We start from the raw sequence: 15998 nt of genomic DNA on the forward strand, positions 1-15998 counted from the left end.
GCAGAACTTTCACGGGATTTCAGCGGCACGCCCCTGGCCTGCGCAAAGACGTCCACCGGGCGCCGCGAACATGTGCCCGGCGGGCGAACCGAGTAGCGTCAGGCGCGTGACTGCGACCCCCCGAGCAACCACATCCCCCACCCCCGCCGCGCCGTCCGCCGGCGCCCCGGGGACGACCCGGGCGGCAGCGTCCAAACCCCCGCTTTCCACCCCGCCGCAGCGCCCGGTCGGCCGCATCCCGGTCCAGGACGTGCGCCCGTGCGTGGACAACGGCGCGCGGCCGGCGGCGAGCGTCGTCGGCGAGGAGCTCACCGTCTCCGCCACGGTCTTCCGCGAGGGCCACGACGCGGTCAACGCCTCGGTCGTGCTCACCTCCCCCACCGGGGCCGAGACCCTCGTGCCCATGACCCTCGTCAACCCGGGGCTCAACGCGTGGGAGGCGGTCGTCGCACCCGCGGAGCTGGGGCTGTGGAGCTACCGGGTCGAGGGCTGGTCGGACCCGTACGCCACGTGGGACCACGACGCCTCGATCAAGGTCGCCGCGGACATCGACTCCGAGCTCATGCTCGAGGAGGGCGCGCGGGTGCTGGAGCGCGCGCTGGCCGAGGTCGAGCGCCCCGCCGCCGCGCGGACCCTGCTGGAGGACGCCGTCACCGCCCTGCGCGACACCCGGCGCCCCCCGCAGGCACGCCTGCACGTCGGGACGGACCCTGCGGTCCGCACCGAGCTCCACGACCGCCCCCTGCGCGACTTCGTCAGCCAGTCCGCCGACCTGCCCCTCCTGGTCGAGCGGGAGCGGGCCCTCTACGGCGCCTGGTACGAGATCTTTCCGCGCTCGGAGGGCGCGGTGCAGGACCCGGAGACCGGGGCGTGGACGTCCGGCACGCTGCGCACCGCCGCGAAGCGCCTCCCCGCCATCGCCGACATGGGTTTCGACGTCGTCTACCTGACCCCCATCCACCCGATCGGCACGACCGCGCGCAAGGGCCCCAACAACACCCTGGACGCCGGGCCCGACGACCCGGGCAGCCCCTACGCCATCGGCTCGCCCGACGGCGGGCACGACGCCATCCACCCCGACCTCGGGACCTTCGAGGACTTTGACGCCTTCGTCGCGCGCGCCGAGGAGCTCGGCCTCGAGGTGGCCCTGGACATCGCCCTGCAGTGCTCCCCCGACCACCCGTACGTCACCAGCCACCCCGAGTGGTTCACGACGCGCGCCGACGGCACCATCGCGTATGCCGAGAACCCGCCGAAGAAGTACCAGGACATCTACCCGCTCAACTTCGACAACGACCCTGCCGGGGCGTATGCCGAGGTGCGCCGGGTCATCCAGGTGTGGATCGACCACGGGGTCAAGATCTTCCGCGTCGACAACCCGCACACCAAGCCGGTCGAGTTCTGGCAGTGGCTCATCGAGGACGTCGCGCGCGACCACCCGGACGTCATCTGGCTGGCCGAGGCGTTCACCAAGCCCGCGATGATGCACACCCTGGCCAAGGTCGGGTTCCAGCAGTCGTACACGTACTACGCCTGGCGCAACCAGAAGTGGGAGCTCGAGGAGTACGTCCGCGAGCTGGCGGGCGACGCGGCGGCATACATGCGCCCGTCGTTCTGGCCGACCACGCACGACATCCTCACGCCCTACATGCAGTTCGGCGGCCCCGCCGCGTGGAAGCTGCGGGCGGCCCTGGCCGCGACGCTCGTGCCGACCTACGGCATCTACGCCGGGTACGAGCTGATCGAGCACGTGGCGCGCCCCGGCGCGGAGGAGCAGATCGACAACGAGAAGTACCAGTACAAGAACCGCCACTGGGAGGACTACGAGCCCGGCGGCCCCAAGGAGGGGCAGTCGCTCGCCGGCTACCTCACGCGGCTCAACGAGATCCGCCGCGCGCACCCGTCACTGCACTGGCTGCGCAACATCACCTTCCACCACGTGGACGACGAGAACATCATGGCGTTCTCCAAGCGCCGCGTGCTGGCCGACGGCACCGAGGACGTCGTCGTGGTCGTCGCCAACCTCGACCCGCACAGCACGCGCGAGTCGATGGTCCACCTCGACATGCCGGCGCTCGGGCTCGGGTGGCAGGACCAGGTGGCCGCCCACGACCTGGTCACCGACCAGTCCTGGCAGTGGGGGGAGAACGTCTACGTGAGACTGGGTCCGGAGACCGAGCCCGTGCACGTCGTCGAGATCAGGAGGTTCTGATGCAGGGTCTCAACCTCAACCAGCCCGGCCTCAAGCACGACCCCGAGTGGTTCAAGACGGCCGTGTTCTACGAGGTCCTCGTCCGCGGCTTCGGCGACTCCAACGGGTCCGGGGCCGGGGACTTCACCGGGCTCATCAACCGGCTCGACTACCTGCAGTGGCTCGGCGTCGACTGCCTCTGGCTGCCGCCGTTCTACGCCTCGCCGCTGCGCGACGGCGGGTACGACATCGCCGACTACACCGCGGTGCTGCCCGAGTTCGGGACGCTGCCGGACTTCCAGGAGCTCGTGTCGCAGGCGCACGCCCGCGGCATCCGGATCATCACCGACTTCGTCATGAACCACACCAGCGACCAGCACCCGTGGTTCCAGGCGTCCCGCTCGGACCCGGAGGGGCCGTTCGGCGACTTCTACGTGTGGTCCGACACCGACGAGAAGTATGCCGACGCGCGCATCATCTTCATCGACACCGAGGTGTCGAACTGGACCTTCGACCCGGTGCGGCGCCAGTTCTTCTGGCACCGCTTCTTCTCCCACCAGCCGGACCTCAACTTCGAGAACCCCGCCGTCCACGAGGCGATGTTCGACGTCGTCCGGTTCTGGATGGACATGGGCATCGACGGCTTCCGGCTCGACGCGGTCCCCTACCTCTACGAGGAGGAGGGCCACAACGGCGAGAACCACCCCAAGACGCACGAGTTCCTCGCCAAGCTGCGGCGGATGGTCGACGAGGAGTACCCGGGCAGGATCCTGCTGGCCGAGGCGAACCAGCCGCCTGCGGACGTCGTCGACTACTTCGGCACCGAGGAGTCGCCGGAGTGCCAGATGTGCTTCCACTTCCCGGTCATGCCGATGCTCTACTACTCGCTGCGCGAGGAGAAGGCCGCGCCGATCATCGACGTCCTGGCCGACACCCCGCCCATCCCGCAGGGCGCCCAGTGGGGCACGTTCCTGCGCAACCACGACGAGCTGACGCTCGAGATGGTTACGCCGGAGCAGCGGGCGGCCATGTACGGCTGGTACGCCCCCGACCCGCGCATGCGCGCCAACGTCGGCATCCGGCGACGCCTCGCCCCCCTGCTCGACAACAGCCGGGCCGAGATCGAGCTCATCCACGCGCTCCTGCTCTCGCTGCCCGGGTCGCCGTGCCTCTACTACGGCGACGAGATCGGCATGGGCGACAACATCTGGCTCAACGACCGCGACTCGGTCCGCACCCCGATGCAGTGGACGCCGGACCGCAACGCGGGCTTCTCCACGACCGACCCCGGCAAGCTCTACCTGCCGGTCATCTCCTCGCTCGTCTACCACTACAACAACGTCAACGTGGAAGCCCAGATGGCGCACAGCTCCTCGCTGCTGCACTGGGTCAAGGCGATGCTGGAGATCCGCCGCCACCACCCGGTGTTCGGGCGGGGGAACTTCGAGGTCTGCCCCAGCGACAACGAGGGCGTGCTGTCCTACCTGCGGGTCGAGTGGGCCGGCGAGGGCGACGCGCAGGACACCGAGGCCGTCCTGTGCGTCAACAACCTCACCAGTCGGCCGCAGGCGACGACGATCAAGGTGCCCGAGGAGTTCAAGGGAGCCCAGACGACCGACCTGTTCGGTGGCCTCGGGTTCCCCAAGGTGTCCGACGACGGCACCATCACCCTGACCCTCGGCTCCCGCGACTTCTTCTGGCTGCGACTGGCCCCGGCGGCTGCCCGTGGCTGAGATCCACACGTCCGCCTCGCTGTCGCCGACCAAGCTGGAGCTGCTCGCCGGCTGGATGGGACGGCAGCGGTGGTATGCCGCCAAGGGCAGCACCCCGCGCCTGCGCAAGCTCTGGTCGTGGCGCCTCGACGACCCCGCGGGGCAGGTGGGGATCGAGACCATCCTCGTCGTCGACGAGGCCGGTCCCGCGCCGGTGCTCTACCAGGTGCCCCTCACCTACCGCGCCGCTCCGCTCGAGGGCGGTCAGTCGGCCCTGGTCGGCACGACGGAGCACACGGTCCTGGGCCGCCGCTGGGTGTACGACGGGCCGCACGACCCGGTGTACGCCGCCCAGCTGCTCGAGCTGGCGCTGGGCCGGGCCGTCCCGCAAGCCGGCTCGCAGTCCGACACCGTCGAGCCCGACGTGGTCGGTGAGCGACACCGGTCGTGGACGCAGGAGGTGACGCTGCGCGGCTCGCGCGTGCTGTCCGGCGAGCAGTCCAACACCTCGATCGTGTTCGACTGCGTCGACGCCGACGGCGCCCCGAAGCCGTTGATCTGCAAGGTCTTCCGCATGCTGCACGACGGTGAGAACCCCGACGTGACGGTGCAGGGCGCCCTCTCCGAGGGCGGCTCGACGCGGGTGCCTGGCATGGTCGGCGCCGTGTCGGCACGCTGGCCCTCGCCCGTCGAGGGCGGTCAGTCCGCTGCCGGTCACCTGGCCTTCGCCCAGGAGTTCTTCCCGGGCACCGAGGACGCGTGGCGCGTCGCGCTGCGGGCCATCGGCGCCGGCGAGGACTTCACGACGCCCGCACGCGACCTCGGGGCCGCGACCGCCGAGGTGCACGACCTGCTGGCACGGGTGCTGCCGACCGAGCCGGTGACGGAGGCGGCCATCGCCGACGTCGTCGCCGGGATGCGGGCGCGGTACGTCGCGGCCGCCTCCGAGGTGCCGGCCCTGGCCGCCTTCGAGCACCGGATCGCATCGGTCTTCGACCGGGCCGTCAACGCGCCCTGGCCCCGGCTCCAGCGCATCCACGGCGACTACCACCTCGGGCAGGTCCTGCAGGTGGCCGGTCGCGGGTGGGTGCTGCTCGACTTCGAGGGCGAGCCGCTGCGGCCGCTTGCCGAGCGCAGCCGCCCCGACCTCGCGATCCGCGACGTGGCGGGCATGCTCCGCTCGTTCGACTACGCCGCCGGGTCGTGGGAGCAGTCCCATCCCGGCAGGAGCGCCCGCGACTGGGCCGCCGCCACGCAGGCCGCCTTCCTCGACGGGTATGCCACGGCGGCCGGGACCGACCCCCGCGACAACCCCGCACTGCTCATCGCGTTCCAGCTCGACAAGGCCCTCTACGAGGTGGTGTACGAGGCACGAAACCGCCCACCGTGGCTGACCATCCCGACCGCCGCAGTGGCCCGACTGCTCGACGACGCACGAAGGGACCTGGCATGAGCCCCAAGTTCGGCAAGAACAAGAAGGACCCGAAGGACCCGCAGGCCGGCAGCACGCCTGCCACAACTCCCGGCGACCCGACGCAGGCCACGCCTGACGCGCCCCACCTGGACACGTCCCAGGCGCCGGCGGCGCCGTCGACCCACCCGGACCCGGAAGCACCCGAGCCGGGCCGGGTGACCGAGCCTCCGGCCAGCCGGGAATCCACCCCGGCGACGAGCCAGGTGACCGAGGCGCCCGCGAGCCCGGAGCCCCGACCCGGCCAGGTGACCGAGCCGCCCGTGAGCCGCGAGCCCGAGCCGGTCCCCGTGCCGGCCACGCCGCAGGAGGCCATCCGCGCCTTCATCGACGGCCGCCACCAGCAGCCGCACGACCTGCTGGGCCACCACCTCGAGCCCGAGGGCCTGGTGGTGCGCGCCTTCCGGCCGTTCGCGGCCTCGGTGGCCGTCCGCTTCGCCGACGGCGAGCAGGTGGCGATGGAGCACGAGTCCGACGGCGTGTGGCGCGGCCTGCGCCCCGGCGCCACGCAGACCCAGGACTACCGCCTGCTCGTCGCCTACGGCGACGGCATCGAGCACGTGCAGGACGATCCCTACCGGTTCGCCCCCACGCTGGGCGACCTCGACCGGTACCTCATCGGCGAGGGACGGCACGAGCAGCTGTGGACCGTCCTGGGCGCCCACGTCCGCGAGTACGGCGGCCCGATGGGCACGGTGGTCGGCACGTCGTTCGCCGTGTGGGCCCCTCGCGCCCAGGCCGTCCACGTCGTCGGCGATTTCAACGGCTGGGACAACCGCACCCACCCGATGCGCCTGCTCGGCGAGTCCGGCGTCTGGGAGCTCTTCGTCCCCGGCGTCGGTGACGGTGCCCTCTACAAGTTCATGGTCCGCGGGGCCGACGGCCGCGTGCGCGAGAAGGCCGACCCGATGGCGCGGTCGACCGAGCTGCCCCCCGGACGGGCGTCGCGGGTCGAGCAGTCGCGCTACGACTGGCAGGACGAGGACTGGCTGCGCCACCGCACCGGGAACGACGCGCACGCCGCGCCGATGAGCGTCTACGAGGTGCACCTGGGCTCGTGGCGCAAGGGGCAGTCCTACCGCGACCTCGCCGAGCACCTGGTCAACTACACCCGCGACCTGGGTTTCACCCACGTCGAGTTCATGCCGGTGATGGAGCACCCGTACCCGCCGTCGTGGGGCTACCACGTCACCAGCTACTACGCGCCCAGCGCGCGGTTCGGGACGCCGGATGACTTCCGCTACCTCGTCGACCGGCTGCACCAGGCCGGGATCGGCGTCATCCTCGACTGGGTGCCGGGCCACTTCGCGACCGACCCGTGGGCGCTGGCGCAGTTCGACGGGCTGCCGCTGTACGAGCACCCGGACCCCCGCAAGGGCTGGCACCCCGAGTGGGGCTCGTACATCTTCGACTTCGGCCGCCAGCAGGTGCGCAACTTCCTCGTGGCGAATGCCGTGTACTGGCTCGAGGAGTTCCACGTCGACGGCCTGCGAGTCGACGGCGTCGCGTCGATGCTGTACCTCGACTACGCCCGCCGTGACGGCGAGTGGATCCCGAACGTGCACGGGGGCCGCGAGAACCTCGAGGCGGTGGGCCTGCTCCAGGAGGCCAACGCCACGGCATACAAGCGGGTCCCCGGCATCGTCACGATCGCCGAGGAGTCCACGTCCTGGCCGGGGGTCACCAAGCCGACCGACGCGGGCGGCCTCGGCTTCGGGCTGAAGTGGAACATGGGCTGGATGAACGACTCCTTGCGGTACCTCAAGGAGGACCCGGTCCACCGGCAGTACCACCACAACCTGCTGACGTTCTCGCTCATGTACGCCTACAGCGAGAACTACCTGCTGCCGATCAGCCACGACGAGGTCGTGCACGGCAAGGGCTCGCTGCTGCGCAAGGTGCCGGGCAGCCGGTACGACCAGCTGGCGACGGTCCGCGCCTACCTCGCGTACATCTGGAGCCACCCCGGCAAGCAGCTGATCTTCATGGGCACGGAGTTCGCCCAGGAGGCCGAGTGGGCCGACGGCCGCGAGCTCGACTGGTGGCTGCTCGACCACGCGGCCCACTACCGGGTGCACAACCTGGTCAAGGAGCTCAACCGGGTCTACAAGGAGAGCCGGGCCCTGTGGGCGCTGGACTCGGACTCGGCCGGGTTCGAGTGGCTCAACGCCAACGACAACGCCGGCAACACGTACTCCTACCTGCGGTTCGGGACCCCTGACCGGCAGGGCGACGTGCTGGCAGTGGCCGTGAACTTCGGCGGCATCTCCCGTGACCCGCTGCGCCTGGGTGTCCCCCGGGCGGGCCGCTGGAAGGTCGTGCTCGACACGAGCGGGTTCGACGAGTTCGGCACCGCCAGCCAGGCCGGGGTCGAGCTGGAGGCGCAGGAGGTGCCGGCCGACGGCCAGCCGTACTCCGTCGAGGTGACGGTGGCGAAGCTGTCCGCCGTCTACCTCGCGCCGGTCGAGGAGGAGAAGGTGACCACGCCATGAGCGACCCGCGCGCCGGCCAGCCGGCCCAGCCGTCCGACCTCGTCGACGTCCCGCACCTCGTCACGGCCTACTACACGCTGCAGCCGGACCCGCAGGACGTCGACCAGCAGGTGGCGTTCGGGACGTCGGGGCACCGCGGGTCGAGCCTGCGGACGGCGTTCAACGAGGCGCACATCCTGGCCACGACGCAGGCGATCTGCGACTACCGGGCGGCGCAGGGCTACGACGGGCCGCTCTTCATGGGGCGTGACACCCACGGCCTGTCCGAGCCGGCGTGGGCCTCGGCGCTCGAGGTGCTGGTCGCCAACGACGTGACCGTCCTCGTCGACGACCGTGACGGCTACACGCCCACGCCGGCGGTGTCGCACGCGATCATCCGGGCCAACGACGGGCGGACGACGGGCAGCGGCCTCGCCGACGGCATCGTCGTCACGCCGTCTCACAACCCGCCCACCGACGGCGGGTTCAAGTACAACCCGCCGCACGGTGGCCCGGCCGACTCCGACGCCACCAAGGTCATCGCCGCCCGCGCCAACGAGCTCATCGCCGGCGGGCTGGCGGACGTCAGGCGCGTGCCCTTCACGCGGGCCCGTGCCGCAGCGGGTGCGTACGACTTCCTGGGCACCTACGTGGACGACCTGCCGAGCGTCGTCGACGTGGCCAGGATCCGTGAGGCGGGGATCCGCATCGGGGCCGATCCCCTGGGCGGGGCGTCCGTGGCGTACTGGGGCGAGATCGCGGACCGGCACGGCCTCGACCTGACCGTCGTGAACCCGCTCGTCGACCCGACCTGGCGCTTCATGACGCTGGACTGGGACGGCAAGATCCGGATGGACTGCTCCTCCCCCTCGGCCATGGCCTCGCTCATCGCCCGCAAGGACGAGTACGACCTCGCGACGGGGAACGACGCCGACGCCGACCGGCACGGGATCGTCACGCCGGACGCCGGCCTGATGAACCCGAACCACTTCCTGGCCGTGGCGATCCAGTACCTCTTCGGGGGGGCGCGCGCGGACTGGCCGCAGGGTGCCGCGATCGGCAAGACGCTGGTCTCGAGCTCGATGATCGACCGCGTGGCTGCCGACGTCGGCGGCCGGCTCGTCGAGGTGCCCGTGGGCTTCAAGTGGTTCGTCCCCGGGCTCATCGACGGCAGCTTCGGCTTCGGGGGCGAGGAGTCGGCGGGCGCGTCGTTCCTGCGCCGCGACGGCCGGGCGTGGACGACCGACAAGGACGGCATCCTGCTGGCGCTGCTCGCGTCCGAGGTCCTCGCCGCCACGGGGAAGACCCCCAGCGAGCACTACCGCGAGCTGGTCGCGCGGCACGGCGACCCGGCGTACGCCCGCATCGACGCCCCGGCGAACCGCGAGCAGAAGGCCAAGCTGGCCGCCCTCTCCCCCGGTGACGTCGCCGCCGACAGCCTCGCGGGAGAGCCGATCACGGCCAAGCTGACCGATGCACCCGGCAACGGGGCAGCGATCGGCGGCCTCAAGGTGACGACGGAGAGCGCGTGGTTCGCGGCCCGCCCGTCCGGCACCGAGGACGTCTACAAGATCTATGCCGAGTCGTTCCGCGGGCCCGAGCACCTGGCGCAGGTGCAGGCCGAGGCCCGCGAGGTGGTGGGCGCGGCGCTCGGCGGCTGACGCTCGTCGTGGGGTGCCGTGTCGACTGTGGCCCGGCGCCCGGACCAGCGAGCCGGCGGGTTCGGCGCGCTGAGCGGGCGGTCGGCGTGCCGGCTCCACCAGTAGGTGGTGAGCTGGAAGGGCTCGACCCGCCTGTGCGCGGGGAAACGGCGCCCGGCGAGGTCGCGGTACGCGTCGAGCTCCGTCACCACCGCGTCGCGCGGTCCCGTGCGCTCGGCACCCTCGGTTCCCGTGCACTCGGTGCCGTCGGGTCCCGCGCCCTCGGCGTCGTCGGGTCCGGCGCGCTCCGCGTCGTCGGGTCCCGCGCCCACGGTGAGGGTGACACCCAGCCCGGGTAGTGCGGCCAGCCACGCGTGGACCGATGCAGGGAGTTCCGCGGCCTCGAGCCTGCCCACCAGCGACTTGGACACCCCCGCCTGGCGAGCCAGCTCGCGCTGCGAGAGCACACGCCGTGCCCGCGTCAGTCGCACCTGTCGTGAGATCTCGGCCGCGAGGTCGTCCGGGTCCATCCGCCCACGGTGCCCTGCCCGCCCGCGGTTCGCGGGGACAGCCCGCGGGGCTGTGGATGCCGCTCTCGCGAGACCGGGCCTGTGGACGACGGGGTCCGTCCCCCGGGGGGAAGGCGCGCGTGCCGGTCCGCCCTCCGTCCTGGCCGTCGCACGCGCGCTATGCGTTGCCCCGGCCCGTGGGGCAGCGCAGCGCGGGGACAGGTCCCGCGCGCACTATGCAATGCCCCGGCCCGTGGGGCAGCACAGCGCGGGGACAGGTCCCGCGCGCACTATGCAATGCCCCGACCCGTGGGACAACGCAGCGCGGGGACGGCCCCCGCGCGCTATGCGTTGCCCCGGCCCGTGGGGCAGCGCAGCGCGGGGACGGCCCCGCGCCCACTATGCGTTGCCCCGGCCCGTGGGGCAGCGCAGAGCAGGGACAGGCCCCGCGCGCGCTATGCGTTGCCCCGGCCCGTGGGGCAGCGCAGAGCAGGGACAGGACCGGCGTCCGCATCGACCCACCCTCCGCCCCTGGCCGCCGCACGCACGCTCTGCCCTGCCCCTGTCCCTGGGGCAATGCATAGTGCGCGCACCTTCCTTTCCCCTCCAGATCCTCGTGGGCTTCGATCCGGCACGCGCCCGTGTCGCGCCGTGTCCAGCGCGCGACTCACCGACCGCGGCGAATTCGGAGGGGTCCTCCGGAATTAAACGGAGGGTTGCTCCGTTGTACGGGACATGACGACGCGCCAGAGCCCCCGAACCGTGACCCGCCCCTCCTCCTTCCCGCGCTCCGGTGACCATGGCCCCAACCTCGCGACGCTCGACCAGCTCCGAGGACTGCGCCGCCCCCGTCTGATGACGCCGGAGGCGCGCCGCCACCAGGTGCCGCAGGAGTGCAGCGCCTGCTGAGCCCCCCGCTCGAGCGACGCACGTGCGCGCCGACGGCCCGGACACCACACGGTGTCCGGGCCGTCGTGCGTTCGCCGGCGGTCGAGGTCCGGCTCGCGCCATCGGTGCGTCGACCCGTCCCCGGCCCTCCCCCCTCAGCCGGTGACGGCCGGTGCCGGGCCGCCCACCACCGCCTCGTCGGCGCGGGAGGCGCCTGAGCCGAGCCGCGAGCGCTCGTCGGCCACCCACAGGCGCGTGAGGCCGCCGAAGTGCCCCTCGAACCGCTCCCACTCGTGCGGCGGGTACGTCTGCTGGATCGTGCTCGTCAGCAGCGACCGGAACGCGTCCGAGTCCACCCACTCCAGCACCAGCTCGTCGACGTGCCCGAGGGCGGCGTCGCAGAACTCCCGGTAGCGCTCGGTCTCGAAGTGCTCGTCCGCCAGCCGCTGGTAGGCCGCGAGCTTGCCCTGGTAGTCCAGGTCCGGGTCGTCGGCCACGGCGAACCACGGGTCGGTGTCCACCTGGGTCCGAGCGCGCCGGTCCGTGGCCACGCAGAACACCGACCACTTGAGCAGCGCCTTCATCGCCCACGGAAAGTAGTAGTGCAGTGAGGTCACGGCGACGTCGGGACACGCGTTCGCGTAGTCGATCGGGTAGACCACCCCGTCCTTGACGAGCATCTCGCACGAGTTGAACTCCCACCGGAAGAAGGAGTTCACCGTCTGGGCGATGGTGATGGCCTCGCTGCCCACCGCCTCGGAGAGGAAGCCGTGCTCCACGGCATACCGCCCGTGCATGGGTTCGTCGGGACGGAACTTCATCACCATCGTCTCGGGCCCGATCGTCAGCGCCCGCGCGAACACCTCGAACCCGTCGACCGCCTTCTGCAGGTGCATGAGCATCTCGCCGGAGTCGTTGTAGGCGGCGTGCAGGTCGTCGCGGTCCTTGATCATCGAGACACCGCGCCACGCCCCGCCGTCGAACGGCTTCATGAACATCGGGTACCCCAGCTCCTCGGCGATCTCGTCGAGGTCGAAGGACTTGTTGTACTTCGAGGACGTGAACGCCCAGCGCACGTTGTCGATGGGGTTCTTGTAGGGCACGAGGACCGTCTCGGGGACGTTCATCCCGAGCCGCAGCAGGGCGCAGTACGCCGAGTGCTTCTCCATGGACTGGAACGTGAACGGGCTGTTGAGCAGGTACACGTCGTCCATGAGCGCGACCTTCTTGAGCCACTCGCGCGGGTGGTAGTACCAGTGCGCCAGCCGGTCGATGACCAGGTCGTGGCGCGGCTTGTCGCGCAGGTTGAACGGCTCGATGGTCACGCGCTCGGTGGTGACCCGGTGCTGCGTGCCGTCCGGCCCGGTCACCGTCCCGAGCCGCTCGACGAGGGACTCGAACGCCGCCGGCCAGTCGCCCTCGGCACCGAGCAGGAGTCCGATCAGGTGGTTCCGTGAGGAGGACATGCGCCCATACTTGCGGCTGGTCGCCGATGCCGAAAGTGGAGACGGCGGCCCCCGCCCGGTGGGGCGAAGGGCCGCCGAGGTGGCTCCGTACGTCAGAACAGGGCGGACATCAGCGCGGTGCGCGCCTTGCGCACGCGCTCGTCGTGGGACCCCACGACGGCGAACAGCTCCAGCAGGTGGGCGCGCGCGGCCTCCCGCTCGTCGCCGCCCGTGGCGCGGACCAGGTCGATGAGGCGCAGGAAGGCGTCCTCGACGTGGCCGCCGAGGACGTCGAGGTCGGCGACCAGCGTCTGGGCGGCGACGTCGTGCGGGTGCTCCGCCGCGGCCGCACGGGCGGACTGCAGGTCGGCGCCCTGGGTGCGCTGCATGAGCCCGACCTGGGCGAGCCCGAGCTGGGCGTCGGCGTCGGCGGGGTCCTGCTTGAGCGCTGCGGTGTATGCCGCGGCGGCGGCGTCGAGGTCGCCGCGCTCGATGGCGTCGTACGCCTCCTGGTGGAGCGGGGGAAGCGGCGGCTCCTCCCCCTCCTCGGCGCTGCCGACGGCCGACACGTCGACCCGGCCCGCGACGCCGTGCTGGACGGCCAGGCCGAGGAACTCGTCGAGCACCTGGCGCAGCGTGGCCTCGGCCTGCACGCCGGCGAACATCGGGACCGGCTGGCCCTGGACCATCCCCATGGTCACCGGGACGCTCTGCACCTGGAACGCGCGCAGCAGCGTGGGGTTCGCCTCGACGTCGATCGACACGACCTGGAACCGGCCCTCGTACGAGCCGGCCACGGACACGACGGTGTCGAGGTAGGCGCGGGACTCGGGCAGGCGGGCCGCCCACAGCACGAGCAGCAGCGGGACGCTGACCGAGGCGTTCGCGATCTCCTGGAAGTTCGCGTCGGTGCCCTCGACGACGACTCCGCTGCGTCCGGGCACGCCCGGCGTGGCGGCCGCTGGGCCACCTGCCGACGAGCCCGTGGACGCGGTCGAGGTCGACGCGGCGGGGGCCGCTGCGCTCTGCAGACCCGACAGGTCCACCGCTCCTCGCACAACACCGGGGTTCGGCTGATCAGTCATGCCGCCGATTCTTCCCCACCCGGACCGGGACCGCCCAGCCGCCCCGGTCTCAGGAGCCCTTCGCGGAGGACAGCACCTCGTCGACGGCGACCATCTTCGCCTTGCCCTGGGCGGGCACGGTGAAGACGACCATCTCGTACGTCTGCAGCTGCGCGCTGCGGGTCAGCGTCTTCTTGCGCACCAGCTTCTGGAAGTCGGCACTCGCCGTCAGCGACTTGCCGCCCTTGCTCAGGGTGATCGCGTCGGTGCGCTGCATCAGGGCGAACACGAGCGCGCCACCGTCCTTGAGCCGGATGGCGGTCGTGCCCTCCTGCGGCACGTGCTTCTGGGTCAGCGTGGCGAGCTTGCCGAACGACTTGGCCTGGGCCGCGGCGTTCGCCCGGACGGCGAGCGCGAACGGGTCGCCCGTCTCCACGTCGGGGGCCGGGGACGCCTTGGGGTACGCCAGCGCACCGGCATACTCCTGGACCAGCTTGTCCGGCGCGACGGACAGGTCCGCGCCGTCGGTGACCAGGGGCGACCCGCTGCGCAGCGAGTCCAGCGCCGCCACGGTCGCCCCGGGGTGCATCCGGGCCGACGCCGCGAGCTTGAAGGGTGTCGTCGGGTCGGGTGACGTGAGCAGGTTCAGCTCGGTCGCACCGTCCTTGTCCGCGGTCTGCACGACCATCACGCGGGGCCACGCGGTGCCCCGCGAGACGGCCAGCACCTTCGGCGGCGCGCTGCGGGTCAGGGGCGCGTCGGCGGCCGAGGAGCCCTCCTCGCTCTTGGCCGCCGCCTCGGCGACGGCCAGTGCGCTGCCGGTGAGCGCCTGCTTGCGCAGGGTGTCGGCCTTGTCGCCCGTGGCGCGCGAGGCCTCGTCTGCCTGGTCGAGGACGCGGGTGGCGATCTGCTCGGCCGTGTCCGGCGCGATCGGGGCGGTGGTCGTGACCTGGGGCGGGGCGTCGTGGAGGCCGACGACGGCCTCGGCGGCGCCGCACCCGGCGAGGGCCAGCGCGAGGGCAGCGCCGGCCAGGACCTTGGGGGTGGGGGTCATGCCGTCACCTCCGGAGCGGGGTCGGTGGCGTCCTCCCTGGACGCCGGGACGTCTGTCTCGTGCTCGTCGTGCGGGTCGACCGCGGGGGCGCCGTCCGTGCGGTCGGCGCCCTCGGCGGCCCCGCCTGAGGAGCGCCGCCACGTGCCGATGAGCCCCACGGCACCGACCGCGGCGAGGATGAGCCCGACGAGGGCCGTCAGCAGGCTCTGGGCGAACCACGTGCCCCGGCTGATGGTCAGCGTGACCGACGTGACCGTGCCACCGCCGGGCGCGGTCACGACCAGCGCCTCGGGCGCGTCGCCCTGGTCGACCTCGACGTGCGCGTGCCCCTTGCCGGACACCGTCTGGCGCCACACGTCGGCTCCGGCGAGGTCCGCGGCGGGGGCGCCGCTGCCGGAGGTGGTCTTCGCGAGAGACCACGTGCTCACCCGGGAGCCGGTGATGCTGGTGTGCTCGGCGCTCCCGACGACGGCCCTGGCGTCGGACGGTGAGGTCCGGCCGATCCAGACCTGGCCCCCGTCCTTCGTCGTGGCGGTCACGTCCACCGGGTCGTCGACCCGGTTGAGCACGCTCGGCTCCAGCACCACGACACCGGTGCCGGGCGCGGCGCGGAACGTCGCGCTCCCCGAGGTGCCGAGGTGTGAGGTGAACCACGCGCCCACGACGAGCAGCACGAGCCCGATGCCTGTCAGCGCGGCCAGGAGCACGCGTTTGGCCAGGATGGACACAGTACGGATTCCTTTACGTGAGACGGCCGGCGCGGGAGGCGTCCCCACGGCCGGCATTCCCACCACCATGACCCAACGCCCCCGACGAGGACAAATCCTCATCCCCTGAAATCGGGACATCAGTGGCATGATCGCCGGGATGACCGCACGAACCCGACACGGCAGGGCCAGGCGCCCCGGGCGGCCCCGCGAAGAGGCGACGGAGCAGGCCATCACCGATGCCGCCCGCGAGGTCCTGGCCGCCAAGGGCGTGTCCCGGATGTCCATGGAGCACGTCGCCGCCAAGGCCGGTGTGGCCAAGAGCACCCTCTACCGCCGGTGGCCGTCGAAGGTGGAGCTCGCCGTGCACGCCGTCGCAGTCCAGTTCGACGAGATCGAGGTCGGGGACCACGGCTCGCTCGCCGCCGACATGCGCGCCGGGATCGAGCAGGCCGCGACCCTGCTGCGCGACCCGTCCACGGGCGGGGCGTATGCCGCGCTGCTGGCGGAGTCCGCCCGCGACCCCGACGGGGTGGGCGTGCAGGTGCGCGAGTCGCTCTCGACCCGGCTGCACGCGCTCGTCGCGACGTCGGTCGAGCGCGCCATCCGGCGAGGCGAGATCCGACCCGAGATGGTCGACGTCGACCTGCTCGCCGACATCGTCGTCGGGTCGGTCATGCACCGGGCCCTGGTCACCGGCGAGCCGGACGCCGCGTTCGTCGACGCCCTCATCGAGCTGCTCGCCGACGTCGCCTGGGCCCGGCTCCACCGCGCCCAGAAGCAGGCGGCGGCAGCCGCGGCCGACTGAGGCACACGGCATACCGCCGCCACACCGCCGACGCGGCG

At 72.1% G+C, this 15998-nt stretch carries 11 protein-coding genes; 6 read left to right on the forward strand and 5 right to left on the reverse strand.

The window, feature by feature from the left end; genetic code table 11:
• Positions 1-70: 70 nt before the first annotated feature.
• From RKE38_RS02735 to pgm, 5 genes are read left to right on the forward strand one after another with little or no spacing between them, the layout of a single operon-like run.
• Positions 71-2212 (forward strand): alpha-1,4-glucan--maltose-1-phosphate maltosyltransferase, encoded by a 2142-nt coding sequence (locus RKE38_RS02735; RefSeq protein WP_410055423.1) that lies wholly within the window; start codon positions 71-73, stop codon positions 2210-2212.
• Positions 2212-3924 carry a maltose alpha-D-glucosyltransferase gene (gene treS, locus RKE38_RS02740; RefSeq protein ID WP_316005921.1) on the forward strand — a complete coding sequence of 571 codons (1713 nt, stop codon included), beginning with the start codon at positions 2212-2214 and terminating at the stop codon, positions 3922-3924. Before RKE38_RS02735 ends, treS begins: the two co-directional genes overlap by 1 nt.
• Positions 3917-5356: a maltokinase N-terminal cap-like domain-containing protein gene (locus tag RKE38_RS02745; protein WP_316005922.1), complete on the forward strand. Its 1440-nt coding sequence runs from the start codon at positions 3917-3919 to the stop codon at positions 5354-5356. Before treS ends, RKE38_RS02745 begins: the two co-directional genes overlap by 8 nt.
• The gene (gene glgB, locus RKE38_RS02750) at positions 5353-7866 is read left to right on the forward strand and encodes a 1,4-alpha-glucan branching protein GlgB (protein ID WP_316005923.1); all 2514 of its coding nucleotides are present in this window, start codon (positions 5353-5355) and stop codon (positions 7864-7866) included. Before RKE38_RS02745 ends, glgB begins: the two co-directional genes overlap by 4 nt.
• The gene (gene pgm / locus RKE38_RS02755) at positions 7863-9506 is read left to right on the forward strand and encodes a phosphoglucomutase (alpha-D-glucose-1,6-bisphosphate-dependent) (RefSeq protein WP_316005924.1); all 1644 of its coding nucleotides are present in this window, start codon (positions 7863-7865) and stop codon (positions 9504-9506) included. The genes glgB and pgm overlap by 4 nt, the downstream gene beginning before the upstream one ends.
• Here the strand turns inward: pgm and RKE38_RS02760 are convergent.
• From RKE38_RS02760 to RKE38_RS02780, 5 genes are all read right to left on the reverse strand, one after another.
• The gene (locus RKE38_RS02760; RefSeq protein WP_316005925.1) at positions 9419-10015 is read right to left on the reverse strand and encodes a helix-turn-helix transcriptional regulator; all 597 of its coding nucleotides are present in this window, start codon (positions 10013-10015) and stop codon (positions 9419-9421) included. The genes pgm and RKE38_RS02760 overlap by 88 nt on opposite strands.
• A gap of 1022 nt (positions 10016-11037) precedes the next feature.
• Entirely contained in the window at positions 11038-12348 is a 1311-nt protein-coding gene (locus tag RKE38_RS02765) for a hypothetical protein (RefSeq protein WP_316005926.1), read from the reverse strand.
• Between the two features lie 92 nt (positions 12349-12440).
• Positions 12441-13412: a tetratricopeptide repeat protein gene (locus RKE38_RS02770; protein ID WP_316005927.1), complete on the reverse strand. Its 972-nt coding sequence runs from the start codon at positions 13410-13412 to the stop codon at positions 12441-12443.
• Positions 13413-13461: 49 nt separating this feature from the next.
• Positions 13462-14445, reverse strand: a complete 984-nt coding sequence (locus RKE38_RS02775) for a hypothetical protein (RefSeq protein ID WP_316005928.1) — start codon at positions 14443-14445, stop codon at positions 13462-13464.
• Positions 14442-15173, reverse strand: coding sequence for a hypothetical protein (locus RKE38_RS02780; protein WP_316005929.1), 732 nt, complete (start codon positions 15171-15173; stop codon positions 14442-14444). Before RKE38_RS02780 ends, RKE38_RS02775 begins: the two co-directional genes overlap by 4 nt.
• Positions 15174-15312: 139 nt before the next feature.
• On the opposite strand from RKE38_RS02780, the gene RKE38_RS02785 reads away from it, so the two are divergent.
• Entirely contained in the window at positions 15313-15960 is a 648-nt protein-coding gene (locus RKE38_RS02785; protein WP_316005930.1) for a TetR/AcrR family transcriptional regulator, read from the forward strand.
• The last annotated feature ends 38 nt before the right edge of the window (positions 15961-15998 follow it).

This window comes from Phycicoccus sp. M110.8, assembly GCF_032464895.1.
Classification (GTDB): Bacteria; Actinomycetota; Actinomycetes; order Actinomycetales; family Dermatophilaceae; genus Pedococcus.